General features: G+C 68.9%; 21 protein-coding genes. 7 read left to right on the top strand and 14 right to left on the bottom strand.

Annotation, left to right across the window (positions count from 1 at the left end; all coding sequences use genetic code 11):
• Positions 1-28 precede the first annotated feature (28 nt).
• Positions 29-1,327 (top strand): UDP-N-acetylglucosamine 1-carboxyvinyltransferase, encoded by a 1,299-nt coding sequence (gene murA, locus VNF71_06780; protein ID HVA74254.1) that lies wholly within the window; start codon positions 29-31, stop codon positions 1,325-1,327.
• Between the two features lie 59 nt (positions 1,328-1,386).
• Positions 1,387-2,298, top strand: coding sequence for a MurR/RpiR family transcriptional regulator (locus VNF71_06775; protein ID HVA74253.1), 912 nt, complete (start codon positions 1,387-1,389; stop codon positions 2,296-2,298).
• 1 nt (position 2,299) lies between these two features.
• Here the strand turns inward: VNF71_06775 and VNF71_06770 are convergent, their stop codons facing one another.
• The 4 genes from VNF71_06770 to VNF71_06755 all read right to left on the bottom strand — a co-directional run bounded on the left by VNF71_06770 (position 2,300) and on the right by VNF71_06755 (position 8,077).
• A complete protein-coding gene (locus tag VNF71_06770; protein ID HVA74252.1) occupies positions 2,300-5,764 on the bottom strand; it encodes an NAD-glutamate dehydrogenase domain-containing protein in 3,465 nt (1,154 codons plus the stop codon).
• Positions 5,765-6,346: a hypothetical protein gene (locus tag VNF71_06765; GenBank protein ID HVA74251.1), complete on the bottom strand. Its 582-nt coding sequence runs from the start codon at positions 6,344-6,346 to the stop codon at positions 5,765-5,767.
• A complete protein-coding gene (locus VNF71_06760) occupies positions 6,343-6,750 on the bottom strand; it encodes a hypothetical protein (GenBank protein HVA74250.1) in 408 nt (135 codons plus the stop codon). The genes VNF71_06765 and VNF71_06760 overlap by 4 nt, the downstream gene beginning before the upstream one ends.
• Before the next feature lie 196 nt (positions 6,751-6,946).
• Positions 6,947-8,077 (bottom strand): CoA transferase, encoded by a 1,131-nt coding sequence (locus VNF71_06755; protein ID HVA74249.1) that lies wholly within the window; start codon positions 8,075-8,077, stop codon positions 6,947-6,949.
• Positions 8,078-8,103: 26 nt separating this feature from the next.
• Between VNF71_06755 and VNF71_06750 the strand changes: the two genes are divergently transcribed.
• The 3 genes from VNF71_06750 to VNF71_06740 are packed head-to-tail and all read left to right on the top strand — an operon-like array spanning position 8,104 to position 11,618.
• On the top strand, positions 8,104-9,483 hold the full coding sequence (locus VNF71_06750) for an MFS transporter (GenBank protein HVA74248.1): 1,380 nt from the start codon (positions 8,104-8,106) through the stop codon (positions 9,481-9,483).
• Between the two features lie 55 nt (positions 9,484-9,538).
• Entirely contained in the window at positions 9,539-10,882 is a 1,344-nt protein-coding gene (locus tag VNF71_06745; protein ID HVA74247.1) for a polysaccharide deacetylase family protein, read from the top strand.
• A gap of 34 nt (positions 10,883-10,916) precedes the next feature.
• A complete protein-coding gene (locus tag VNF71_06740; GenBank protein HVA74246.1) occupies positions 10,917-11,618 on the top strand; it encodes a crotonase/enoyl-CoA hydratase family protein in 702 nt (233 codons plus the stop codon).
• Positions 11,619-11,629: 11 nt separating this feature from the next.
• On the opposite strand, the gene VNF71_06735 is transcribed toward VNF71_06740, so the two are convergent.
• Genes VNF71_06735 through VNF71_06725 form a run of 3 tightly spaced genes read right to left on the bottom strand, consistent with a single transcriptional unit; the run spans position 11,630 to position 13,483 of the window.
• Positions 11,630-12,085, bottom strand: a complete 456-nt coding sequence (locus VNF71_06735; GenBank protein ID HVA74245.1) for an NAD(P)H-dependent oxidoreductase — start codon at positions 12,083-12,085, stop codon at positions 11,630-11,632.
• A 7-nt stretch (positions 12,086-12,092) separates the two neighbouring features.
• Positions 12,093-12,743, bottom strand: coding sequence for a hypothetical protein (locus VNF71_06730; protein ID HVA74244.1), 651 nt, complete (start codon positions 12,741-12,743; stop codon positions 12,093-12,095).
• Positions 12,744-12,754: 11 nt separating this feature from the next.
• The gene (locus VNF71_06725) at positions 12,755-13,483 is read right to left on the bottom strand and encodes a hypothetical protein (protein ID HVA74243.1); all 729 of its coding nucleotides are present in this window, start codon (positions 13,481-13,483) and stop codon (positions 12,755-12,757) included.
• 124 nt (positions 13,484-13,607) lie between these two features.
• On the opposite strand from VNF71_06725, the gene VNF71_06720 reads away from it, so the two are divergent.
• Entirely contained in the window at positions 13,608-14,567 is a 960-nt protein-coding gene (locus VNF71_06720) for an acyl-CoA desaturase (protein HVA74242.1), read from the top strand.
• Positions 14,568-14,737: 170 nt separating this feature from the next.
• Here VNF71_06720 and VNF71_06715 read toward each other — a convergent pair whose 3' ends face one another.
• Genes VNF71_06715 through VNF71_06705 form a run of 3 tightly spaced genes read right to left on the bottom strand, consistent with a single transcriptional unit; the run spans position 14,738 to position 18,279 of the window.
• Positions 14,738-16,000: a cyclopropane-fatty-acyl-phospholipid synthase family protein gene (locus VNF71_06715; protein HVA74241.1), complete on the bottom strand. Its 1,263-nt coding sequence runs from the start codon at positions 15,998-16,000 to the stop codon at positions 14,738-14,740.
• 22 nt (positions 16,001-16,022) lie between these two features.
• A complete protein-coding gene (locus tag VNF71_06710) occupies positions 16,023-17,429 on the bottom strand; it encodes an FAD-binding oxidoreductase (GenBank protein HVA74240.1) in 1,407 nt (468 codons plus the stop codon).
• Positions 17,430-17,466: 37 nt separating this feature from the next.
• Positions 17,467-18,279 carry a phytanoyl-CoA dioxygenase family protein gene (locus VNF71_06705; protein ID HVA74239.1) on the bottom strand — a complete coding sequence of 271 codons (813 nt, stop codon included), beginning with the start codon at positions 18,277-18,279 and terminating at the stop codon, positions 17,467-17,469.
• A gap of 41 nt (positions 18,280-18,320) precedes the next feature.
• Here VNF71_06705 and VNF71_06700 point away from each other — a divergent pair, with 41 nt between their 5' ends.
• A complete protein-coding gene (locus tag VNF71_06700; protein ID HVA74238.1) occupies positions 18,321-19,367 on the top strand; it encodes a cation diffusion facilitator family transporter in 1,047 nt (348 codons plus the stop codon).
• Positions 19,368-19,386: 19 nt separating this feature from the next.
• Here VNF71_06700 and VNF71_06695 read toward each other — a convergent pair whose 3' ends face one another.
• From VNF71_06695 to VNF71_06680, 4 genes are read right to left on the bottom strand one after another with little or no spacing between them, the layout of a single operon-like run.
• Entirely contained in the window at positions 19,387-20,010 is a 624-nt protein-coding gene (locus VNF71_06695; protein ID HVA74237.1) for a DedA family protein, read from the bottom strand.
• Positions 20,007-21,140: a nitronate monooxygenase family protein gene (locus tag VNF71_06690; GenBank protein HVA74236.1), complete on the bottom strand. Its 1,134-nt coding sequence runs from the start codon at positions 21,138-21,140 to the stop codon at positions 20,007-20,009. Before VNF71_06690 ends, VNF71_06695 begins: the two co-directional genes overlap by 4 nt.
• 48 nt (positions 21,141-21,188) lie before the next feature.
• A complete protein-coding gene (locus VNF71_06685; protein ID HVA74235.1) occupies positions 21,189-22,262 on the bottom strand; it encodes a class I SAM-dependent methyltransferase in 1,074 nt (357 codons plus the stop codon).
• Between the two features lie 21 nt (positions 22,263-22,283).
• Complete coding sequence (locus tag VNF71_06680; protein ID HVA74234.1) at positions 22,284-23,750, bottom strand: HAMP domain-containing sensor histidine kinase; 1,467 nt, start codon at positions 23,748-23,750, stop codon at positions 22,284-22,286.

Raw genomic sequence — 23,750 nt, 5'->3', positions numbered from 1 at the left:
CGAGCGGCCGAGCGGGTACGGTTGATCCGTGTCCGACGCGTGGGTGATCGAACCGGCGGGACCGCTGCGCGGTGAGGTACAGGTGCATGGTTCCAAGAACGCTGTTACCAAGCACATGGTGGCCGCACTGCTCGGCCAGGGAACCAGCACTATCACCAACGTCCCCGAGGTCGGCGACGTCGATATCACCGCGAGGATCCTCACCGCCATCGGAGCCGGGGTCGAGCGCTCCGGCGACTCTCTCACCGTCACACCGCCGGAGGAGGTGACTCCTGCGGTCCCGCTTTCGTTCAGCGGGCTCAACCGGATCCCCGTGCTCCTTTTGGGCCCATTGCTCCACCTGACGGGCGAGGCCTTCGTGCCGCGCGTCGGCGGCGATCAGCTCGGCAGCAGGCCGGTCGACTTCCACGTCGACGCGCTCAGAGCGCTCGGCGCGGAGGTGGACGTGACCGATGAGGGGATCTCCGCAAAGTGCACCCGCCTTCAAGGAACGATCATCGAGTTGCCCTATCCGAGCGTGGGAGCGACCGAGTCGGCGCTGCTCTCGGCGTCGATGGCCGAAGGCAGGTCCGTCATCCGAGGAGCGGCGACCGAGCCTGAGGTGCTCGAACTCGCGCTGTTCCTGCAGCGGATGGGAGCGAGGATCGAGCTGAAGCCCGACCGTGTCATCGTCATCGAGGGAGTCGAGCGCCTACGCGGAGCCCGCACGCGCCTGCAGGGCGACCGCAACGAGGCCTTCAGCTACCTCGTCGCCGGTCTGCTCACCGGAGGGCAGGTGCGGGTGGTGGGATGCGAGCAGGATCGTCTCGTCACGGCGATCACGACCTTGATGCGAATGGGCGCCGTCGTCGACGTCGACGACCACGGCATGGCGGCGTTTGCACCGGACGGGTTGAGAGCTGCGGCGGTGCAGACAGATGTGCACCCGGGGTTCATGACCGACTGGCAGACGCCGTTGATGGTGCTGTTCACCCAGGCGGAAGGCATGTCGGTCCTGCACGAGACGGTCTACGAGGACAGATTCGTATACGTTCCGGCACTGCAGAAGATGGGCGGGGAGATCGAGTTGTTCTCGAGCTGCCTCGGAGGACCGGCGTGCAGGTTCTACGAGACGAGCAACCTTCACTCCGCCGTCGTGAGAGGTGTATCCCGGTTGAAGGGAGCCGAGGTGGAGATACCCGACGTGCGCGCCGGGTTCTCCAGCGTCATCGCAGCGGCTGCTGCAGAGGGAACCTCGGTCCTGCGGGGAGTTCACCACCTCGAGCGCGGTTACCACCGTCCCGCGGACCAACTCCGCTCGCTCGGCTTGGACCTGCGCACGCGCTGACCCGATCGCACATTCGGGCGCCCCTCGACGCACGATAGACCTATGCTGCCGCGCACGTTATGGGTGTGGTCGAGCGGATCGTGGCGCACGCGGAGCGGTTGACTTCGACGGAGCGCAAGATCGCCGAGGTTCTCGCCGGCGAGCCTCAGACCATCGCGTTCGGGACCGTCGCCCAAGTGGCGAGCCGCGCGGGGACGAGTGGGCCGTCGGTCGTTCGCCTGGCTGTGAAGCTGGGCTACGAGGGCTTCGTCGACCTCCAGGCGGACGTGCAATCGGAGCTGGCTCGCCAGCTGGGCCCGGCCCGTGACCGCATCCGCCAGCGACCGCCGTCGGATCTTCTCGCGCGTGTGCAGGCGGCGGAACAGGACAACGTCCTCAGCACCCTGGACGCGATCAACCCGCGGATGCTCGACGAGTCCGTCGCACGCCTTGCCGACCGCCGCCGGCGGGTGTGGGTGCTCGCCGGAGAGGTGATGTCACCGATCGGTTCTGTGCTGGCCGGGCAGCTCGGCCAGCTGCGGGACGGCGTCGCACAGGTAGGGGGCTCGGAGGTCGCGGTGAGCCGTGCGCTCGCCGGTCTCGAGGCCGAAGACACGCTGGTGGCCGTCGACATACGACGCTACGAGCGGTCGCTCGTGTCGGTCGTGCGTTGGGCCGCGGAGCGCGGAGCTGCCGTGATCGCGCTGACTGATAGCCCGTTGTCTCCACTGGCCTCTGCGGCCGAGCACACCTTCTTCGTCTCGGCCCGCGGGATCGGCCCGTTCGACAGTCTCACCGGCGGCATCGCCCTCGCCAACACCCTCGTTACGGCGGTTGCTGTGAGGCTCCGCCAGAGCGCACCTGCACGCCTCGACGCGATCGAGGCAGCGTGGACCGCGACCGGGGCTCTGGTGGCCGAACCGGGCGGCACCAACCCGCCACCGGGAGCCGAGCGGATCGCCAACGACGAAGAGGTGGAGGCCGCCGGCTAGGTCAAAGCGCTCTTTGGAGCCGCCGCACCACCAGCACGGCGCTGTCGAGCATGTCCCCGCCCGCCGGCGTGGACTCGAGCATCCGGGCGGCGCCCGCGAGGACTTCCTGCTGCTCGGACAGCCACGCCGCCAGTGACTCCGAGGGCGCACCGCCGGCGGAGAGGACCTTGACAGCGACGTTCCTTCTCCAGGTGGCGAGGTCGTCGAGCACGGATCTGCCCAGCCACAGGGTCAACCTGGCCGGAGGCGGGATCGTCGAAGCGGATGCGGCGACGGCCCGCATCACGGCTTCTGTCCCCGCCGCCCGGTCGATCGCGGCAAGGGTCTCGGCCACCTCAGCCACGGGCCGCCCTGTGAGTTCCACTACCGGCTGTGCCTCGCCGACCGCTGACACCAGCTGGCAGCGGGAAAGACTCTCGGCCAGATCCTCAGGAGCTCCGAGCTCGACGAGACGGTCTAGGGAGGCTTTCGCCTGCTCCCCGAGGGTCAGTCCTCGAAGTCCACGTGTCACCGGCATGTCCCGGGCGACCGTGTCCGGAACCGACGCCATGCCCGGACGCAGAAGGTAGGCGCGGGTCAGCCGGGTGACCGACCCAGCGATCTCCGCGTGCAGCGCGGCCTCGGCGTCGGCGGACACCGAACGGCCTCGTGATTCCAGCTCGGCCCAAAGGTCCCCGGCCCCGATGACCTGGCGGGCGGCCCAGAAGGCCGTGGCGACCTCGGGCAGGCTGCGGCCCAGCTCCGCGGCAGTCTCGTGCGCCCATACGATCCCGAGCTGGTCGACGATCTCCCCTGCCACGTCGGTGGCGGCCAGCTGCGGGTGGAGCCGGTGGCGCGGGATCAGCTCCGCGAATTCCGTGCGGATCTCGGAGGGGAAGTAGGGCGTCACGGAATCGAGGAAGTCTCCGCCACGGGCTTCCATCAACGGCTCGATCGCGTCGACGAGGTCGGACTTGGCGTAGGCGAGCAGAACGGCGAGCTCAGGCCGGATGAGACCGGCGCCGGCCTCGCGCCTCACCGTGAGTTCCTCGCTGCCGGGCAGTGACTCGACCGACCGGTCGAAACGACCGGATTCCTCGAGAGTGTCGATTAGGGCCACAAAGGCGTCGGGTTCGTGCGCGCTGGAGAGGACCGCCCGGTCGAGGGCAGCGACGCTGTGGTCGACCTGGCGGAGCACTTCGCGCGTCACCTCATCGGTTGCGCGCTGCAGGTAGCCGTCCCGGTCGGCGGCCTGAAGCCGCCCCTCCTCGATGGCGAGGGCAAGGAGGATCTTGAGATTGACCTCCCGGTCCGAGGTCGCCACGCCGGCCGCGTTGTCGATGAAGTCGGTGTTGATCCGCCCACCCCGGCGGGAGTACCTGATGCGGGCCTGCTGGGTGATGCCAAGGTTCCCGCCTTCCGCAATCACGCGGGCCCGGATGCGGTCGGACGTGATGCGTACGCCGTCATTCGCGTGATCGCCCACGTCGGCATCGGATTCGGTGGGAGCCTTCACGAACGTTCCGATGCCGCCGAACCACAGCAGGTCGACGGGCGCCGAGAGGATCGCCGAGATGACCTCGGGCGGGCTGAGTTCCTCCGCCTCCACGCCGAGCGCACGCCGGGCTGCGGGTGCGAGCGGGATCGACTTCGCGTCTCGCGCCCATACACCGCCCCCGGCGGAGATGGCCGCAGCGGAATAATCGGCCCAGCTCGAGCGCTCGAGGGTGGCCATCCTCGTCCGCTCGGCGTAAGAGGTAGACGGGTCAGGGTCGGGGTCGATGAACACGTGCCGGTGGTCGAATGCCGCCACGAGCTTGATCTGCTCGCTCTGCAGCATGCCGTTGCCGAAGACGTCGCCTGACATGTCGCCGACCCCGACGACAGTGACCGGCTCGGCCTGCACGTCGATGCCCAACTGGTGGAAGTGGCGGGCCACCGCGACCCACGCGCCGCGGGCGGTGATGCCCAGCCGCTTGTGGTCATATCCCCTGGATCCGCCCGACGCGAAGGCGTCGCCGAGCCAGAAGCCGTTCCTCTCGCTGACGGAGTTGGCGAGGTCGGAGAAGGTCGCCGTGCCCTTGTCCGCCGCCACCACGAAGTACGGGTCGGGACCGTCCCTCGCTACCAGGTCCCGGGGGACGATCGTCTCGCCGCCGACGACGTTGTCGGTGATGTCGAGCAACGACTCGACGAACACCTCGTAAGCCGAACGTACCGATGCAGGGTCGCTCGCCGGCGTGTCCGTAGAGCCGCCGTGGGCCCAGGGCTTGGTGTCCGACGACGGCGCCCGCGAGACGAACCCGCCCTTTGCTCCCGTCGGGACGATGATGGCGTTCTTCTTCACCTGCGCGAACGCGAGGTCGAGCACTTCGGTGCGGAAATCGTGCGGCCGGTCGCTGGACCTGAGACCACCGCGCGCGATGAGCCCGGCGCGCAGGTGTACGCCCTCCACGTTCGGCCCGTGCACGAACGCCTCCACCTTCGGCCGCGGCTTGGGCAGGTTGGGCACGAGAGCGCTGTCGAACTTGACGACTATCGCCGGGCGGTGAGCGCCGCAGGCGTCGGTCATGAAGTAGTTGGTCCGCAGCGTCGCATCCACGAGGGCGAGGAACCCGCGAAGGACGCGGTCCTGCTCGAGGTGCGGCACCAGGTCCAACGCCGCCAGGCAACGGGCGCGTTCAGCAGCCTCGCCGGGAGCGACGTTGCCGGGACCGCGGGACAGGGCCGGGTCGAAGCTGGCCTGGAAGTACCCGACGAGGGAACGGGCGAAGTCGGGGAACTGCACCAAGGGATCGGCCAGCTCGACAGCGTCGGTGCCGGCGCCGGCCTGGGTCCAGTAGCGCAGGTAGACGCGCAGCAACGCGACCTGGCGCCAATCGAGGGCGGCGACCGTCACGAGGCGGTTGAGCGAGTCGACGTCCGTCTCGCCGCGCGACACCGCTTCGAGCGCCGACACGAGGCGGGGGCCGTGTATGTCGGGAACGAAGCGCAGTGCCTCCACGCCGTGGGGCGAGTCGGTCCGCACGCCGATGTCGTCGATGTGCATCGCTGATCCGCCGCCGGCGGCGGTGGGGAGGAACCGGTGAGGTATGGCATCCACGACCACGAGCCCGAAGCTCTCGAGGATCGGCAGGAGTCTGGTGAGCTCGATGCCGTGCTCGCCGTAACGGCGGATCCTGAACGTACACTCGGGATCCGCGGAGGGGCGCACGGCGAGACGGTGCGGTCCGCCGAAGGCGCGGTCGGCGGTTGTGGCGGGGGCCCCGGTGTCCGCGCCGGCGTCGCCCAGGGACGCCAGCTCGATCGCATCCCGGACGGCGTCGGGAGGGCCGGTCTGATCGCGGTAGCTGCTCGGGACGCTCGCCACGAACGACTCGGCGAGCGCGCCGCAACCTTCCACCGCCAGCAGTGCGCTGACCTGTGCTTCCCACGAGCCTTCCTCGGGCAGCGGCGCCGCTCCCTTCACAGGGGAAGCTTCGCGCACCTAAAGAGGCTCGATGCCGATGCCCCTCTCCGCCGCCCTGCCCGGCACCCTCGCCGCCGACCGGCGCAGCTCCAAACTCGGCGAGCGACGCCAGGAGAGGTCGTAGCCGTCGCCCATCACCCGGACCGAGCTGATGTTGGAACGCGGTCGCAGGGTCGCGTAGCGGGCGACCCCCGCGGAGGCATCCGACGCCGACAGTCCGCTCCCGGCGGCGGAAAGCACCACGACGGCGCTCTGCCCTTCGGCCGAGATCAGCTTGTTGACGACCGATCTGGGGCTCGGCGCGACTCCGCGCCGGTCGGACAGGGCCAACCACGACTTGACCTCCACGGGCGTACCGCATACTTCGAGGTCCGCTGTACGCCCGCTCCCCCTCCGCTCCGGAACCGATTTCACGTCGTGGCCCTCGCCAGCGAACGTTCGCGCCACGCGTAGCTCCTCGTGGCTGAGCCGGCGAGCGGACTCGTCGAGCGAGCCTCTGCCGCGGGCGCACGAGGCCAGAGCGTCGGCGATGGGCAGGAACGGCCGCTGCCGGGCGGCACCGTCACGAGGCGGCCCGCCGGCGGACTCGAGGGCGGTCACGGGGTGCTCCCGTTGGAGCCTTCGCGTTCGCCTGCGCCGGCCGCTGCCGGGGTTGCGGAGACCTGCTCCCTGTACTGCAGGTCGAGCACCAGCAGCACCGGCCAGGACGTCCCCTGCTGCAACACGGACCCCACCCGACGCAAAAGCGCAGCCTCCGGGGTGTCCTGGGGCCGGGACGTCGCCGGCGCCTGCCCCGACAGGACGTACTGGTAGTGGCTGAGAAACAGGTCGCCGTCGTCGATGTACCGGTGCTCGTACAACGACGCCGACGTGTCGCCTTCACGCACCTCCCAACGCCCATCGGGGCCGGCGACAACGCTCACCTTCGCGAGGTCACTGATCTTCGTGGCCACCGCGTCGAGCGGCTCGGGCGACGAGATGAACAGATCAACCGAACGGGACATGTACGACCTCCTGTCGTGCGACTGACGCGCCGGTGGCGCGCCGCCATTCGCCAGGCACGCCGTGGCGTGCAATACAGGAGGCGAAACGGGCGCCGTCGGGCGGCGCTACGACCTCGAGATACGCATCCGGCGGGTTGGCCGGACCGCTTTCACATCATTGCGCCGGCCTGTGACGCCGGCAAGGCCCTGGGCCGGTCTACTCGTCGAGAGCCGGCGACGGCGACGGGTCGGGCTGGTCGGAGGCGCCGGGCCGGCGGGTCGGATGGCGCGGTTGGCGGATCCGGCCCAGGGCCGGATGGTCGTAGTACACGTAGGTGCGGTTGTGCTCGACCTGAGGGTCCGCGAGGTGCTCGTCGATGTCGAGGACCGGGGCCGCAGGAACGTCGTGCTCCTCGAAGCGCTCCAGCCAGTCGGCGGTCGTGGCGGACGGCGTGACGCCGGCGACGAGGTCGTAGATGCGCGCAGTTCGACGTCCGGGATCCGCTTCGCCGCGAAGCTCGTCCACCCACTCGGGATGACCGGCGGCAGCAGCCATGCCTTTGAGCTGCTTGGCGCGCACGGGGCTGACCAGTACCCACCCGTCGGAGGTCTGCACGCACCGCAGCGCTGTCAGCTGCTCGGCAAGCGCCGGCCTTCCCTCTCCGTCCTCGAGGCGGGTCCGCTCGGCGAGCAGCTCGGGGCCCATGAAATACGCGATCGCGTCGAGCATCGACACGTCGACTACCCCTCCCTCGCCGGTGGAAGCCCGCTGAAGCAGGGCCGCCATGATCGCCTGAGCCGCAAACGACGCCGTCACCTTGTCCACCAGGTACCCCCGCACGGAGTCCGGCGAGCCGGCGCCCCCCTGCACCGACATCAAGCCCACCCTCGCCTGGATGACCGTGTCGAACGCCGGTGCGCCGGCGAGCGGGCCGTCCTGGCCGAAGCCGCTCACGCGGCACCACACCAGACGCGGGTTGAGCGAACGCAACGAGGACTCGTCGAACCCGAGTTCTTCCGCCACGCCGGGCCGCCAATTAGTGAGGAACACATCCGCTTCCGCGACCAGGGCCCGCAGGCGCCGCCGCCCGGAATCGGCCTTGAGATCGACGACCTCGGACCGTTTGTTGCGGTTGACGTTGGCGAACATGATCCCGGTGCCCTGCACCGCCCGCCCAAAGCGCCGGTAAGGGTCGCCGCCCGGAGGCTCCACCTTGGTCACCCTGGCTCCGAGGTCGGCGAGCATCATCGCCGCGAACGGTCCGCTCACGTACGAGGCCGCCTCGACCACCGTCACACCCGAGAGGGGTTGGAAGGCTCCGCCGGCGGAAAGAGGCTCCTGAAGCATCGAGGTCACCGTAGCGTTGTGACGCCATGGAGACCCGCAGGCGCGAGGCGACCGCCGGCGGGGTGTGGGCTCCGGGGCGAAGAAGGGTGACCGCCGGCTTGGTGATGACGGTCACGCTCATCGCGTTCGAGAGCCTGTCGGTCGCGACGATCCTCCCCGTCGTCAGCCATCACCTGGGCGACATCCGTCTGTACGGGTGGGTGTTCAGCGCCTTCTTCCTCTCGAGCCTCCTCGGTACCGTTGCCGGCGGGTCGATGGCCGACGCTCGCGGCCCCCGTTATCCCATGGCCCTGGGGCTCGCTGTGTTCGCGGTCGGTCTGGCGATCGGCGGATCGGCGCCCGACATGCCGGTGCTCGTCGGAGGCCGGGTTGTGCAGGGTCTCGGAGCGGGCATGGTGCCGGCGGCGGCGTACGTCGCCGTCGGGTTCACGTACCCACCCCAGTCCCGGCCGCGGATGTTCGCGGTCATGTCGACCGCGTGGATCGTCCCGGGGCTGATAGGCCCGGCGCTGGCGGCGCAGATCGCGAACCTGGCGGGCTGGCGGTGGGTGTTCGTGGGGCTGATCCCGCTCGTCGTCGTGGCAACCGCGATCGCGATCCCGGCGATGCCCCACTCAGACGCGGAACCGGGGAAAAGACCGGCCGGAGCGCGGGTCGTGCCGGCGCTGGCAGTCGCTGCCGGCGCCGGGCTGTTCCTCGCAGGCCTCAGCGCAGCGGAGCCGGCAGCCTCGGTCCCGCTCGTTGCCGTCGGCGCGGGGACTCTTTTCCCTGCGCTGAAAAAGCTCACGCCGCCCGGGACGCTGCGGGCACGGCCGGGGGTGCCGGCGGCTGTCCTGGTGCGCGGGCTGCTCACGTTCGCCTACTTCGCGGGCGACGCCTACGTTCCACTGGCGTTGACGTCTGTGCGGCACACGTCGACGACGTTCGCCGGCCTGACCCTGACGGTTGCGACGGTTACGTGGACGGCCGGCTCATGGGTCCAGGCGAGGCTGGCGTCGGTACGCGGCGCCCGTACGCTGGTCGCCGGCGGGTTGATGTTCGTGGTGGCCGGGATCGTGGCGATGGCGTCGCTGCTGTCACGATCGGTGCCTTTGTGGGTGGCCCCTCTCGCATGGGGCGTTGCCGGGTTCGGGATAGGGACGGCGTACTCGCCGACGTCGTTGATCGTGCTCGGTCTCGCCGATCCTGCCCGCGTCGGGGAAGCGAGCGCCGGATTGCAGTTGTCGGACCTGCTGGGCACGGCGCTCGGCACAGGCGTCGCCGGCGCTGCTGTCGCCGTGGCGCATCAGCATCGGGCCAGCACCCGCGACGGGCTCCTCGCGGCGTTCGCAGCAGCGGCTCTGGTCGCGCTATTGGCGCTGGTCGCGTCGAGGCGGCTCCCAGCGGAATCCACCGGCGCCGGGTAGTCTGCGTGTGGTCGTCCCCGGGCAGCGGGGGCGTCAAGAGAGTGGGGGCAAACGAATGAAGGGCCTGAAGGTCTCGGTATGCCTGGTGATGATCGCCGGGTGCTGCTCGGTGCTCGCCCCGCGCGCGGGGGCTTCGTCGGCGGCGCCGGCGTTCTACACCTACCAGGTTCCTGGTACCGGCTGGACCGCCGGGCAAAAGTATGTCGCCCTCACGTTCGACGACGGACCCGGGCCGTACACGCCACAGGTGTTGTCCGTGCTGGAGCGCTACCACGTGCCCGCGACGTTCTTCGAGATCGGCGTCAACGCCAGCAGCTATCCGCAGTACACACGGCAGCTCGCGAGCGCGGGGTATCCCGTGGAGGACCACACGTGGAGTCACCCGGACCTGGCGACGATCCCGGTATCGGCGTTCAGCTACCAGGTGGACCAGACGCAGAACGAGCTCCGGTCGTTGACCGGCGTGACGCCGTCGTGCGTGAGACCGCCGTACAACGACTGGAATTCCACTGTGCTCGCCCAGCTCGCGCAACGGAATCTCACGACGATGAGCTATTCGGTCGACCCCAGGGACTGGTCGCTGCCAGGGACTCAGACGATCGTGTCGCGCGTCGTCGGCGCCGCGTTCCCGGGTGCAGTCGTCGACCTGCACGACGGTGGCGGAAACCGCCAGGAGACCGTCGGCGCGCTTCCAGGGATCATCACCGGTCTCGAGTCGCGCGGGTACTCGTTCGTTGCGATCTGTGGCGACCCGTGGTTCGGACCGGTCATTAGCGATGCCTACGCCTTCTCGTCGCCTCTTGCGACCTCGCCGGCGGTGCGGTCGAACCGCGGGTTCGTCGGCGCAGCGGCGGATCCGGCGACGGCCAGCGCCTACTGGCTCGCTGCTGCCGACGGTGGGGTGTTCACGATGGGGGGAGCTGGTTTCTACGGCTCGATGGGCGGCGCCAAACTGAACCAGCCGGTGGTGGGGATGGCGTCGACGCCCGACGGGGGTGGCTACTGGCTCGCGGCAGCCGACGGCGGCGTGTTCACATTCGGCGACGCCCACTTCTACGGCTCGATGGGCAGCGTCAAACTGAACCGACCGGTCGTCGGCATGGCGTCCACGCCCGACGGGCGCGGCTACTGGCTGGTCGCAGCCGACGGGGGGATCTTCACGTTCGGCGACGCCCACTTCTACGGGTCCACCGGCAGCCTGGTGTTGAACCAGCCCGTGGTCGGGATGGCTGCCGACCCTTCGACGGGTGGCTACTGGTTGGTCGCCTCCGACGGCGGTGTCTTCGATTTCGGCGCCCCCTACCTGGGGTCGCGAGGTGGCCAGACAGGGCTGGACCATTTCTTCGGCATCCTCCCGGGAGGCGGGGGCTACCTGCTCCTGGGCGAACTGCCGGGATGAGCTCGGTTGACGGGTGGCCCTAGCATCTGCGGCCATGCCGGTGACCTACGAGGTACAGGACAGGGTTGCGGTCGTCACCCACGACGACGGCAAGGCCAACGTCTACACGCTCGACGTTCTCGCTGAGCTGTCCGAGGCGCTCGAGAAGTCGGCCGCCGACGAGGGCGTGTCCGCGCTGTTGCTGGCCGGTCGGGACGGGCGCTTCTCCGCGGGCTTCGACCTGGCGACGATGACTTCGAGCGAAGACTCCATGCGGGCGCTCGTCGCCGCCGGCGGGAGGTTCGTGGCAAGGCTCGTCCTACACCCGATGCCGGTTGTGGTCGCCTGCACCGGCCACGCCCTCGCGGCAGGCGCGCTCGTGCTGCTGGCCGGTGACCGGCGCATCGGAGCGGCGGGCGAATACAAGATCGGCCTCAACGAGGTCGCCATCGGCATGCCGCTCCCCGTGTGGGCGGTGGAGTTGGCGCGCTACCGGATGCCGGCAGGCGAGTTCGACCGGATCGTGCTCGGTGAGATCGGTGGGCCCGAAGCCGCCGTCCGTTCCGGCTTCCTCGACGATGTGGCGCCGGCGGGGGTGATCGACGTCGCCATGGAGGAGGCACAGCGGCTATCCGCGCTCAGGCGCGGGGCGGTGTCGGGAACCAAGACCCGAGCGCGGCGCGCGGTCGTGGAGCGGATGCTCGACAAGATGGACGAGGACCTCGCGTCGGTGGGCAAGCCCTCCGCGCAGCGGTAAAGGTTCTCCGCTCAGTCGAGCAGCAGCCCGGCAGCGACGCTCGCGCCCAGTTCCCGGGCGGCGGCTACCTCGTCGGGGCCGGGCTCGCCGGCCACGACCAGGGGCGCCTGCGACTGGTGCCATTCGAGGCCCGTCGTGATCGTGGTGATCGCCCGCAGAGCTCCGGCGGCGTCGGAGTTCGAGTGCAAGTACACGCCGAAGGGCCTCCCCCGCGTCGCTCCGATGCACGGGTAGTAGATCTGGTCGAAGAAGTGCTTCAACGCGCCGGATATGTAGCCCAGGTTTACCGGGCTGCCGAGGAGGTAGCCGTCGGCTTCGAGCACGTCTGTCGCGGTGGCAGCGAGCGCCGGCTTCTCCACCACGTCCACGTCATGAAGGGACGGGTCGCGCGCTCCGGCCACGACCGCAAGGTGGAGCGTGTGAGTGGCCGGCGAGACCGTGTGGTGCACGACGAGGAGTCTTTTCATCGGTCGATCACGTCGTAAGGGCGCTCTCGGCGGCGCCTGCGTACACCTCGCACGCGCGCCAGCAGTACCACGCGGCGACGGACCGGTACGGGGCGAACGGGTCCCCGAGGGGCTCGAGCTGCTTGGGTGTCGGCATCGGGACCTTCCACGCCAGCCCGAAGCCCCGCCGTACACCGAGATCGCCGGTCGGCCACACGTCGAGGCGCCGGAGCTGGAAGAGCAGGAACATCTGCGCGGTCCACACACCGATGCCCCTCACCGTTGACAAGCGCGCGATCACCTCTTCGTCGGGTTCGCGGCGCAGGCCGGCTGGGTCGAGCACGACCGTCCCGTCGAGAACCTTCGCGGCGAGGTCCCTCAGAGACGCCGACTTGTTGGCCGACAGGCCGGCGGCGCGCATGGCTTCATCGGGGAGCGCGCTGAGCGTCTCCGGGCGCACATCCCCGTCCAGAGCGACGACCAGGCGACCGTGTATGGCGGCGGCGGCCTTACCGGCCAGCTGCTGGTAGACGATCGAGCGCACCAGGGCCGCGAAGTGGGTGTCGAAGGGCTTGCGCAGCTTCGGCGGTCCCACCCGGTCGACCAGGCCGGCGATCACGGGATCGCGTTCTGCGAGAGCAGCGGCTGCTTCGGTGTGGGTCGCCCTGCGAGTGGCCATGGCCCGGCAGGCTAGGCCAGCTTCCCTATCGCTGCGCCCACTGTGGAGGGAAGGTCGCCGTAGATGGCATTGGTCGGCGGGACCGTGTCGGCGTAGACGACCACGAGGACGATCTTCGCGTCGAGCACGACCTCGAGTTGGAGGGACCAGGTCTTGCCGCCGGCGGCGAAGGTCCCCCCGTACGAGTCGGATGCGTCCCCGACCGCAGGGGTGCTCTGGGGGGACAGTTGGACACGTATGTTCTGGCCGGCGAGGTTGGCGGAGAAGGCACTGCACGCGGCGAGCGCGTCGTTGACGGAATGAAAGACCTGTTCTGCTGCAGAGCCCGGGTAGGAGGTCGCCACCTCGGTTATGGCCGGGTGCCCGCCCGGCACGACGAGCCCTGTGAACGCTCGCCCGCTCTGAGCCTGCGAGGGGCCCACGCCGGCGAGACACGGAGCGGTGGCCAGCACGGTCGATGCGTAGGGATCGTTGACCCGGTAGAAGCCGCCCAGGTCGACCGGCGCCAGCATGCCGGCGGTTAGGGCAGCCGAATCGGGTCCGGGTCCGCCGGGGGCCGTCGTAGCGGATGGGACCGTCGTGGTGGTGTTCGACGGGTTGTGGAAGCCGCTGGTCGTGCTCGTATGCGGCGGTGCGGAACCGCGGGTGGACGGTGCCCTACCGACGGTGACTGCGCCGGCTACACCGGCTGCGAGGATCGCGGACGCAGTGGCGAGCAACACGCGCTCCACCGGCCTCATAGCGCGGCCAAGGTAGCGCGCGGGCCGCGCGTACGCGGGGTCCGTCGGGACATGCGAGAATGGGAGCCGCACCGTCCGGCCGGCCCACACAGCGGCGGCCGTTCGCCCCAAGAGACGAGGTCAATTGACGTTCACTGAGGCTGCCGTAGACGCCGTTGCCCTGGATTCTCCGGATGCTGACGCCGAAGTACCCGAGACGAAGACCTGGACCGAGCAGATCCTCCTCCTGCTCTTCATGACATTGCCCTTCGTCGCTCTCGGCGCAGCTATCCCGCTGCTGTGGGGGCGGGGCCTCGGGTGGCGTGACGCGGTGATAGCGGTGTTCATGTACGCGCTGACCGGGCACGGGGTGACCGTGGGTTTCCACCGTTACTTCACGCACAGGGGATTCAGAGCCCGGCGCTGGCTCCGCGTGGTCCTCGCGGTCGCCGGGAGCATGGCGATCCAGGGTTCGGTCATCCAGTGGGTCGCCGACCACCGCCGCCACCACCGGTTCTCCGACAAGCCCGGCGACCCGCACTCGCCCTGGCGATACGGGACCAGCCTGCTGGCGTTGACCAAGGGCTTCTTCTATTCCCACGTCGGCTGGCTCTTCGATTGGGACAAGACATCCGAGAACCACTACGCCCCCGAGCTCGTCGCCGACAAGGACATAAGCCGGGTGTCGCGCACCTTCCCGCTCTGGGTCACCGTGTCGATGCTGCTCCCGCCTCTGGTCGGCGGCCTGTGGTCGTGGTCGTGGCAGGGTGCGGTGACAGCCTTCTTCTGGGGGAGCCTGGTGCGGGTCGGCCTGCTCCACCACGTGACCTTCGCCATCAACTCGGTGTGCCACATCAAGGGCCGCCGGCCGTTCCGCACGCGTGACAGGAGCCAGAACGTGTGGTGGCTGGCGATCCCGTCGTTTGGGGAGTCCTGGCACAACTTCCACCATGCGGAGCCGACGTCCGCCCGCCACGGTGTACGCCTCTTCGAGATCGATTCGAGCGCCATGCTCATCAAGGTCATGGAGAAGCTGCGCTGGGTGAGCGACGTGCGCTGGCCGGACGCGTCGATGATCGCCCGCCGGCGGGTGCAGGCGGCCTGAGAGCTCGGAGGGGCCTTCGGTCTGGGCTGCCTCAGGTAGTGGGTAGGTTAAGTATCCCCACGGGATAGTTAAGCTACCCAGTTAGCGTTGCTAACGACTTTTGGCGGGCGGGGAGCCGGGGCTCAGCGCCGGCGGGGCTCAGCGCCGGCGGGTCTCAGCGCCGGCGGGTCTCAGCGCCGGCGGGGGAACTCGAGCCGCTCGAGGGGCATGCCCGACACGCCGTCGACGCTCTTGACCGCCAGCACCTGGTGCAGCTCGATGCGCCGCTGCGTGAACCCGAGACGCGAGCCGGCCAGGTAGAGGCGCCACACCCGGGCGCGCCCCTCCCCCACCTCGCGGACCGCCTCGTCCCAGTGGGCTTCGAGGTTCGCCCCCCACGCAGTGCACGTGCGGGCGTAGTGCTCGCGGAAGTTTTCCTCGTGGCGGACCTCGAAGCCGTTGTCCTGGATGGCGGAGATGATGGTGCCGGCGCCTTCGAGCTCGCCGTCGGGGAACACGTAGCGGTTGATGAAACCGCCGGGGCGCGCCGGCGCCGACGTCACTGCGCGGGTGATGCAGTGGTTCAGCAGGCGGCCATGGGGGCGGAGCTTCGAAGCCAGGAAACGGACGTAGCCGGCGAGGTTCTTGGCTCCGATGTGCTCGGTCAGGCCGATGCTGCTGACCGCGTCGAAACCGGTCTCCGTCACGTTGCGGTAGTCGTCGTGGCGCACCTCCGCCAGGTCCGACAGCCCGAGCTCGGCTATCTGCTTCTGCGCGTACTCGGCCTGCTGGCGCGACAAGGTGACGCCGACCACCCGCACCCCGTAGTGCTTCGCCGCGTGCACCACCATGGTCCCCCACCCGCAACCGACGTCGAGCAACCGCTGGCCAGGCTGGAGGTCGAGCTTGCGGCAGACCAGGTCGACCTTCTCCTCCTGGGCCTCTTCGAGCGACGCCCCGTCATGGGGGTATACCGCGCACGTGTATGCCATCGAGGGACCGAGCAGCCACTCGTAGAACTTGTTGGAGACGTCGTAGTGGTGGCTGATCGCCCGCGAGTCGCGGCTGACGGAGTGGCGCAGCCCCCACCACGGCCCCGGGTGCACCTCCTCCGGTGGTGGGGCAACAGGACGGAGGATGCCAGGACCGAGATCGCGCAGCACTCCCAGCCGGTCCGCCCACGACAACGACCCCACGGTCTCCGCCGCCAGCATCTCCAACGTGGTGTACATGTCGCCTTCGAGATCCATGTAGCCGGACACGTAGGCCCGTGCGAGGCCGAGGTCGCTCGGGGCGGTGGCCACGCAGTTGAGAGCGCGGGGGTCCCTGACGAGGATCCGGCTCTCCGCGTCGGCCGGGCCTGCGCTGCTGCCGTCGAAGGCCTCGAATGCGATCGGCTTGCCGGGGCCGATCACTTTGGCGAGTACGGGCGCTATAGCGGTGCGGTTGGCCATGTGTCCTCCGTGGTCGAGGCGGTCATGCGGATCGGACGCATTTCTCGTAGAGGCCGAGCAGCCGGCCGTCAGGGTCGTAGCGGGACTTGAGGGTCCGGTAGGCGGGTCCGTTGTAGAGGTCCCAGAAGCGGTCCTCGTCGTAGAACGCTGTCGAGTACAGGGACTTCCGCCCGCCGAGGCGGTCCACTTCGTCCTCGACCCAACGGTTGTGGTGCGCTGGATCCATACCGGGTGCCAGCGGCACGCTCGACCAGAAGCCGACGTTGACGTAGACGACCGAAGGGTCGAGGCGGTACAGGTCCCAGGCCGCGTCCGGGTCTCGCTGCCGCAGCGGGCAGAGCCAGAACGGGCTGATCGGCACCTCCCTCTGGAAACCCTCGACGAACTCGGCGAGCCGTTCGATCGGAACCTCGATGTCCTGTATGACGTCTTCGAGGGCGGGCCTGCCGAGGGCCCGGTCGATGCGCGCCTTGGGGTGGTAGCGGTCCTCGAGGGCCTTGATTCTCCAGTACACGTCGCTGCGCAGGAAGCGGCGACCGGCGAGCCGGCGCACCCAACGTTTCTGCGCGCCGAACGCACGCGAGCACCAGAACCAGTCCGTGTCCCAGCGCCACAGGTAGTCGCGGGCGGTGAGCCAGTCCTCGCTGCGCGACTGGATCGACCGGTAGTAGATGTCCATCCAGGTGTAGTCGCTGACGGCGTGAGCTTCATCGGACCACGACCCGAGCGTCAGATAGCTCTCTTCGGGGGAAAAGACGCAACCGTCGACGAAGTCCAGTCTTTCTCCGTCATGGACCCCGGTGGAGCAGGCGGACGCAAGCGTCTCGACGAGGTCGTCGAAGCGACGGAAACGGAGGTGGCGGAGATGCACGAACGGCTGCACCGGCTCGAGCTCTATGCGCGCCCGCAGCGCGTAGCCGAGCGTCCCGTAAGAGTTGGGGAATCCGTAGTACAGGTCGCTGTGGTCGCCGCCCGGGGTTGCCGTGACGACCTCGCCGGCTCCGGTCATCACGTCGAGTTCCAGGACCGACTCGTGAGGCATGCCGTTGCGCCACGACGAGCTCTCGATGCCCAACCCTGTGATCGCCCCGCCCAGGGTGATCGTCTTCAGCTGGGGCACGACCAGCGGCATCAGGCCGTGCGGCAGCGTGGCGTCGACCAGATGCTCGTAAGTGGTCATCCCCTGCACGTCCGCGGTGCGGGCGGCAGCGTCGACCTCGATCACGCCGTCGAAGGCTGCGACGTCGAGGCCGGGTCCTGCGTCGCGGGCGCGAGGGCGGAACAGGTTGGACGTCTTCTTGGCGAGGCGAACGGTATCGCCGGCGGGGATCGCGCCGTACTGCCGCTGGAGGGTCGCCACGCGCCGGCGGTAGGCGTCCCACGCTGCGCCCTGCCGAGGCGCGGTGTCGGGGTGTCCGGCCAGAGTCACCCCCAAGACGCTACCCGCGGCCGGAGGGTGCCAACGACTAGCCGACCACGTCCCAGACCATCGGCGAGTCGGACTCGGACGCGGACCTGGCGAGCACGGCCCCGGGTGAGTGCTTGTCGATGTGGCCGATGAGCCCGCTGTAGATGCCGTAACCGACGAGCTCCTGAAGGCGGCGCGGCATGCGGGCGACGTCCGCGGGCGGGATGCCCAGCTGCTGGTTCTCCTGCTGGCGTATGTAGCCGGCGCAGTAGTTCATGGCTATGCCGATCCGCCGCTCGGATGTCGTGTTGGCACCGCCGCCGTGCCAGAGGCTGCCGTGCCACACCAACACGCTCCCCCGGCGCATCACTGCAGGCTCCGAGTCATACGGGCTGCCGTAGTCGGGAGAGGCGTCTGCCAGGTGGGTGCCGGAGATCACGCGGGTCGCGCCATTTTCCTCGGTGAAGTCGGTCAGGGCCCACATGGTGTTGCACACGGTCGGCGGGTGCGGCTTGGGGATGGGGATCAGTTGGTCGTCCGAGTGGATGGGCTGGGCCGTCTCGCCGGGCCCGATGTTGATCGAGGAGAGGGACGAGACGAGGCACCCCGGATCGAGGACTCTCTCGACTACCGGCAGCACGACCGGGTGTACCGGGACCTTCCACCAGATCTCCCCACGGGCGAGGAGGTTGTAGACGCGCAGGGTGCGGTGGCCCTCGAACGAGTTGGTCGCGGGCTGGACGTCGAGCTCCTTTTCGAGGCGGGCGAGATCCTCGGCCAGGGCGTCGAGGAGCTGAGGTTCGATCGCGTCCTCGATGACCGTCCAACCCCGCTCCGCGATCTGGGCGGCGTGCGCGTCTGCATCGGGCATAACACCGTCATAGCACTCCAGCTGATCGGTAGGGTAAGCACGTGGCGCACGAGCACCACCACGATCACGGGGACGCCCACGATCACACTCACCGTGGCGGGCCGGTGGGGTTCGTGAAGTCGATCTTCGTGCCGCACAGCCACGACGCCGGCGACTCGATCGCCGCAGCACTCGGGTCGACGGACGAAGGAATGCGGGCGTTGAAGGTGTCGTTGGCGGGGCTTGCCGTCACGGCGGCGATCCAGTTGGCGGTGGTGATAGTCAGCAGCTCGGTCGCGCTGCTGTCCGACACGATCCACAACTTCGCGGATGCTCTCACCGCGGTGCCGCTCGGCATCGCGTTCTGGATCGGCCGGCGCCCCCCGAACGAGCGCTACACCTACGGCTACGGAAGAGCAGAGGACCTGGCAGGCATATTCATCGTCGCTGTCATCGCGGGCTCGTCCGTCCTCGCTGCCTGGGAGGCCGTCTTACGGCTCCAGCATCCCCGGTCGATGCAGGGTGTCGGGTGGGTGGTCGCTGCAGGGTTCGTGGGATTCGCCGGCAACGAGCTCGTGGCGCGTTACCGCATCCGCGTCGGACGGCGGATCGGCTCGGCTGCGCTCGTCGCGGACGGGATGCACGCTCGCACGGACGGGTTCACTTCCTTGGCGGTGGTGGCGGGCGCGGCAGGAGTGGCTGCGGGATGGAAGCAGGCGGACCCCGTGGTCGGGCTGGTGATCACCGTCGCCGTGCTGATGGTGTTGAAGAACGCCGCCCGCGACATCTACCGGCGGTTGATGGACTCCGTCGACCCTGACTTGGTTGACTCCGCCCGGGACGCGTTGGCCGCGGTCCCGCGGGTCTCGCGTGTCGACCGGGTGCGGGTCCGCTGGGTGGGCCACGAGTTGCTTGCCGAGGCCGACATCGGCGCGGATGCCGCGCTGACTCTCTCAGAGGCTCACGCCGTCGCGGAGGAAGCGGAGCACCGCTTGCTGCACGAGCTTCCCCGTTTGGCGGGGGCGACGATCCACCTGAACCCTTGCAGTGCCGACGGTTCGACCGATCCGCACACGATCACGGCGCATCACTTCCCCGATAGCGGCTGAAGAGGTTCGCAGAGCCTCTCTACGCAAGGGGTCCGGGGTAGGCGGCTTCGGCGCGCTCCTGCAGCTTTCCACCCTGGTGCCGGATGAAGAGGAACACGCCGACGATCACGACAACAGCGATGGCGCCGATGATGATGTCGATCTTGCCGGAGGCGTGCCGGAGGCTGTCGCCGGCGTAGTAGGCCGCGAACGAGTAGATGCCGGACCACAGGATCCCGCCGGCCGCGTTGAAGACGAGGAAGGCGCGCCACCGCATCTTGTTGGTTCCGGCGAGAAAGGCGGCGTAGGTGCGCAACACCGATACGAAGCGGCCGAAGAACACGACCTTGCCCCCGTGGCGGTCGAAGATGTAGCGGCCGACTTTGAGCTTGCCCTCATCGAGGTGGATGTACTTCCCGAAGCGGCGGAGGAGCCGGTAACCGCCCTTGTCGCCGACCCAGAAGCCGATGTTGTCGCCGATGATCGCCCCTGCGGATGCCGCCGCGAAGATGCCCCAGACGCTCAGGTGGTGGTACTTGCCTGCGAGCGTGCTGGCGACGATGAGGATCGTTTCGCCCGGAAGTGGGATCCCGATGCTCTCCAGACCAACGAGGACGAAGACCGCCCAGTATCCGTAACTCGATACGAGATGATCGGCGCTCACGCGGTGGTGAGCGTCGAACCAAGCCGGCTCGCGGCGTCTATGTACCCCTCTACCATCTCGAGGACGACCTTCGCCGCAGGCTTCGGCTGGTTCATCTGTCCCACGGCCTGACCGACGAAGTAGTTGATGAGTTGGCGGGCTCCGTCGTTGGTGGCGGCCGAGCGGGCGATACGGGTCTCAGCTTCCGCGACGAGGGCCCCCTGCAGTGGCATGGGCAACGGCTTGGGGTTTGCGGGGTCCTCCCATTCCTCGGTCCATGCGGACTTCAGCTGCCGGGCCGGTTTGCCGGTCTTGGCGCGGGAACGGATGGTGTCGGTGGACGAGGCGGCAAGGAATTTCGCTTTCACAACCGGGTGTGTTTCCGCTTCGTCAGTCGTCAACCAGACAGACCCGCACCAGACACCTTCCGCGCCGAGCGCGAGGGCGGCTGCGACCTGGCGTCCGTCGGCGATCCCGCCGGCGGCGAGCACGGGAACAGGGGCGACGACGTCGACCACCTGAGGAACGAGCACCATGGTCGAGATCTCCCCCGTATGGCCGCCTGCCTCGTAGCCCTGAGCGATGACCAAGTCGACCCCCGCCGCCTTCTGGCGCCTGGCGTGCTCGACCGTGCCGACAAGGCCGCCGACGACCAGCCCGCGCTCGTGGGCGGCTTCGACGAGGTGCGCCGGCGCCGGCCCGAGGGCGTTGGCGATGAACCGCACCTTCTGATGCCGCCAGACGACGTCGAGAAGCTCGTCGGTGCTCTCCTTGGAGAAGGGCATCCGCCGGTCGGAGCCCGGAACCTCAGGCTCCTCCGTCATCGACGGGACTCCGTAGCGACCGAGGATCTGCTCGACGAAGTTCCGGTGCTCTTCGGGGATCAGATCCCGGACCTGGCTCGCCATCAGTCCACCGCTCTCGTCCCCCACGTACTTCGCCGGGATGATGACGTCGACGCCGTAGGGCCGATCGCCTACGTGTTCGTCGATCCAAGACAGGGCTATGTCGAGTTGCTCTGGCGAGTAGGCGACTGCGCCGAGCACACCGAAGCCTCCCGCTTTGCTCACCGCGGCCACGACGTCTCTGCAGTGGCTGAAGGCGAATATGGGGAACTCGATTCCGAGCAGGTCGCAGGCTCTTGTGTGCACGACAGGTTCCTTCCGGGGACGGGTGGCTCTTTTTCTAGTTGAGGATGCTCAGGGCCTCACCTCGTAGTAGAGGTTCGCGGGGTCTTCGAAGTCACGTTGAGCGAAACGGGTGAAGCCGGCCTGCGTGCACATCCGCTCGAGCAGCTCGGGGTCCAGCCCGAGGGTCCCCAGTCCGGCTCCGCCTGGCTCCGACATGGCCGACGACATGCAAGTCGTAACCGACGTCGAGTACATCATCGCCAGCAGCGGGTTTCGCAGGTTCTCGGACCAGCGAGACGAGCTCCGGATCTCCTTGATGAGCCACGTGCCGTCGGGCTTGATCGCCCTGCGGATAGCGGCCATCGCCTCGGCCGGGCGGGGCATGTCGTGGAGGCAGTCGAACGTCAGGACCAGGTCGTAGCTCGGGTCGCCTGGCAGCTGCTCGGTGCCCACCTCGTGGAGCCGGATGTTCGGGAGATTCGCTTCGCGCGCGCGCTCCCGGGCTCGGGCTATGGCATGGGTCGAAGGGTCGAAACCCTCAAAGGTCGAGTTCGGAAAAACCTCAGCCATGGCTCGCAGCGCAACGCCGGCGCCACAGCCGATGTCGGCGACACGCGCCCCGGCGGACAACCGGTCTGTTACTCCCTCCAGCGCGGGAAGGATCACCGGAACGAGCGCGAGGCGGCTCCACGGGCCGAGCATCCTTTCGACATGGTGGGCGGCGGAGGGTCCGAGATCGTCGTAGCTGAGTCCTTTGCCGGTCCGGAAGGCGTCGGCGAGTCGGTCGACGACCCCGGGCGGTACGGCCGCGCCCGCAAACGCGCCGGCGGCGAACCACAGGCTTCCTCCCTCGTCGGAGAGCACCGGCACCGCTTCGGGTGGCATCTCGAACACCTCGCCGTCGTCGGACCTGATGAGGCCCGCGGCCGCCTGGGAGCGAAGCCACTCCAGTAGCCAGCGCGGGTGGAGCCCGGTCTTGTCCGCGAGTGAGCCGGCGGTCAGCGGTCCCGCTCCGGCCATCGCCTTGTAGAGACCGAGCCGGTCGCCCAGGTGGACCATGAGCGAGACGCTCTCCCCCTGCTTGTACTCCCAGACCTTCAGCGCGAAAAGGGCTACTTGATCAGCGGTCGGCTCGGAGGGCATGCAAAGTGCTTAGCATCCCGATCAGCGGCGCGGGGTGGCTCCGGCCGGAGTCGCCGCCGGGGTCCCGGATGACGCGGCCAGAGGAAGCGTCACGACCATCCGCGTGCCCCCCTCCCCCTCGATCGGCGATTCCGCCCGTACCGACCCGCCCATGGCCTGGGTGAGCTCCGACACGATCGTCAGACCGAGCCCGGAGCCGATCGGCCTGTCCGGCCGAGGGCGAGCGACGAAGAGCTTCTCGAAGATGCTCGGCATGTCCTGCGCCGAGATCCCGGGCCCGTCGTCGGCGACGGTGATGACCGCGCTGCCGGCGGACTGGCCGACACCGACGTTCACGGCGGCTCGGGCGTAGCGGAGCGCGTTCTCGATCAGATTCGCGACCACTTGGGCCAGGCGGTCGGGGTCGGCGTACGTCCACACCGCGTCCTGTGCCGGTGGCCGGTCCATTGCGAGCGTCAGATGCAGCTCGGCGGCGGCCGGCGCGAACGCTGCGGTCACATCGGCAACCGCTGCTCTCAGGTCGAGTGGTCGAGGCTCGAGGTTGAACCTCTTGGCTTCGAGGCTGGCAAGCCCGACGAGGTCCGATACGAGCCGTTCGAGGCGGCGGGCCTCGGACGCGATGACGCCGGCCGCGGCGACGGTGTCCGCTGTCGTGCCGTCCTCGATCGCTTCCGCGAAACCGCGTATGGACGTCAGAGGCGTCCTGAGGTCATGCGAGACCGATTGCAGGAAGTGCCTCTCGGCATTCTTGGCCTCCGCCAGGCTCGTCGCCATCGAGTTGATCGACGCGGCGAGCGCCGCTAGCTCGGGATCAGTCCCGGGGTGTTCGGGGAGCCGAGCATCCAGGTCGCCTGAGGCGATCCGGCTCGTCACCTGCTGGGCAGCTTCGACCGGTTTGACGAATCTCCGCCCGAGCCGGCGCGAGAGTATCCACGCCACTATGAGGATGATCAGCGACGAGAGCGCGAACCAAGGGCCGGCACTCACCAGCGCGCTCGGGGGCCGACGGGTCAGGATCACGGTCTGGACCACGTCGCGCGGAGCACCGAGGATCTGGACCGTTGCTTTGTAGGGAAAGGCCGCGAAGACGACTCCCCCCGTGGTGCCCGATACCGGCTGGAGGTCGAGGAGGGTCTGCGGTGGCAGGTCGGCCGCTGTCAGCCCACCGGGGAGGACAGGGGTCCGGCGGGGGTTGACCGGATCGAGGAAGCGGCCGTCCGGCGAGACGACCAGTACCGCGGACCCATCGAGCCTGAGCGGCGACTTGAGCCCGGCGAGAAGGGTCCGGAGCGCTTTGGCCGGGTCGTTGCGGTTGGCGGTTCTGGCTTCGGTCGTGACGCTGGCCGCAAGTCCCTCTGCCTCGTTCATCAACTCGTGGCGCGTCTGCACGGTCGCGCTGTGAGCTGCGAGCGCGAGGCTTACGAGACCGGACAGGACGAGGGTGCCGAAGACCATGACCACCATCGCGACGGTGAGGCGGCGGCGCAT

The sequence above is a fragment of the Acidimicrobiales bacterium genome, from assembly GCA_035533095.1.
Lineage (GTDB): Bacteria > Actinomycetota > Acidimicrobiia > Acidimicrobiales > Palsa-688 > DATLUM01.
The sequence above is the reverse complement of the archived record's forward strand: the minus strand, read 5'-3'. Positions and strand labels throughout refer to the sequence as shown.

Bases quoted from the DNA above. Each gene is read 5' to 3' on its own strand.
- VNF71_06775 (HVA74253.1), top strand. From the start codon at position 1,387: ATGGGTGTGGTCGAGCGGATCGTGGCGCACGCGGAGCGGTTGACTTCG.
- VNF71_06760 (HVA74250.1), bottom strand. From the start codon at position 6,750: ATGTCCCGTTCGGTTGATCTGTTCATCTCGTCGCCCGAGCCGCTCGAC.
- VNF71_06755 (HVA74249.1), bottom strand. From the start codon at position 8,077: ATGCTTCAGGAGCCTCTTTCCGCCGGCGGAGCCTTCCAACCCCTCTCG.
- VNF71_06750 (HVA74248.1), top strand. From the start codon at position 8,104: ATGGAGACCCGCAGGCGCGAGGCGACCGCCGGCGGGGTGTGGGCTCCG.
- VNF71_06745 (HVA74247.1), top strand. From the start codon at position 9,539: ATGAAGGGCCTGAAGGTCTCGGTATGCCTGGTGATGATCGCCGGGTGC.
- VNF71_06740 (HVA74246.1), top strand. From the start codon at position 10,917: ATGCCGGTGACCTACGAGGTACAGGACAGGGTTGCGGTCGTCACCCAC.
- VNF71_06735 (HVA74245.1), bottom strand. From the start codon at position 12,085: ATGAAAAGACTCCTCGTCGTGCACCACACGGTCTCGCCGGCCACTCAC.
- VNF71_06730 (HVA74244.1), bottom strand. From the start codon at position 12,743: ATGGCCACTCGCAGGGCGACCCACACCGAAGCAGCCGCTGCTCTCGCA.
- VNF71_06725 (HVA74243.1), bottom strand. From the start codon at position 13,483: ATGAGGCCGGTGGAGCGCGTGTTGCTCGCCACTGCGTCCGCGATCCTC.
- VNF71_06715 (HVA74241.1), bottom strand. From the start codon at position 16,000: ATGGCCAACCGCACCGCTATAGCGCCCGTACTCGCCAAAGTGATCGGC.
- VNF71_06705 (HVA74239.1), bottom strand. From the start codon at position 18,279: ATGCCCGATGCAGACGCGCACGCCGCCCAGATCGCGGAGCGGGGTTGG.
- VNF71_06685 (HVA74235.1), bottom strand. From the start codon at position 22,262: ATGCCCTCCGAGCCGACCGCTGATCAAGTAGCCCTTTTCGCGCTGAAG.
- VNF71_06680 (HVA74234.1), bottom strand. From the start codon at position 23,750: ATGCGCCGCCGCCTCACCGTCGCGATGGTGGTCATGGTCTTCGGCACC.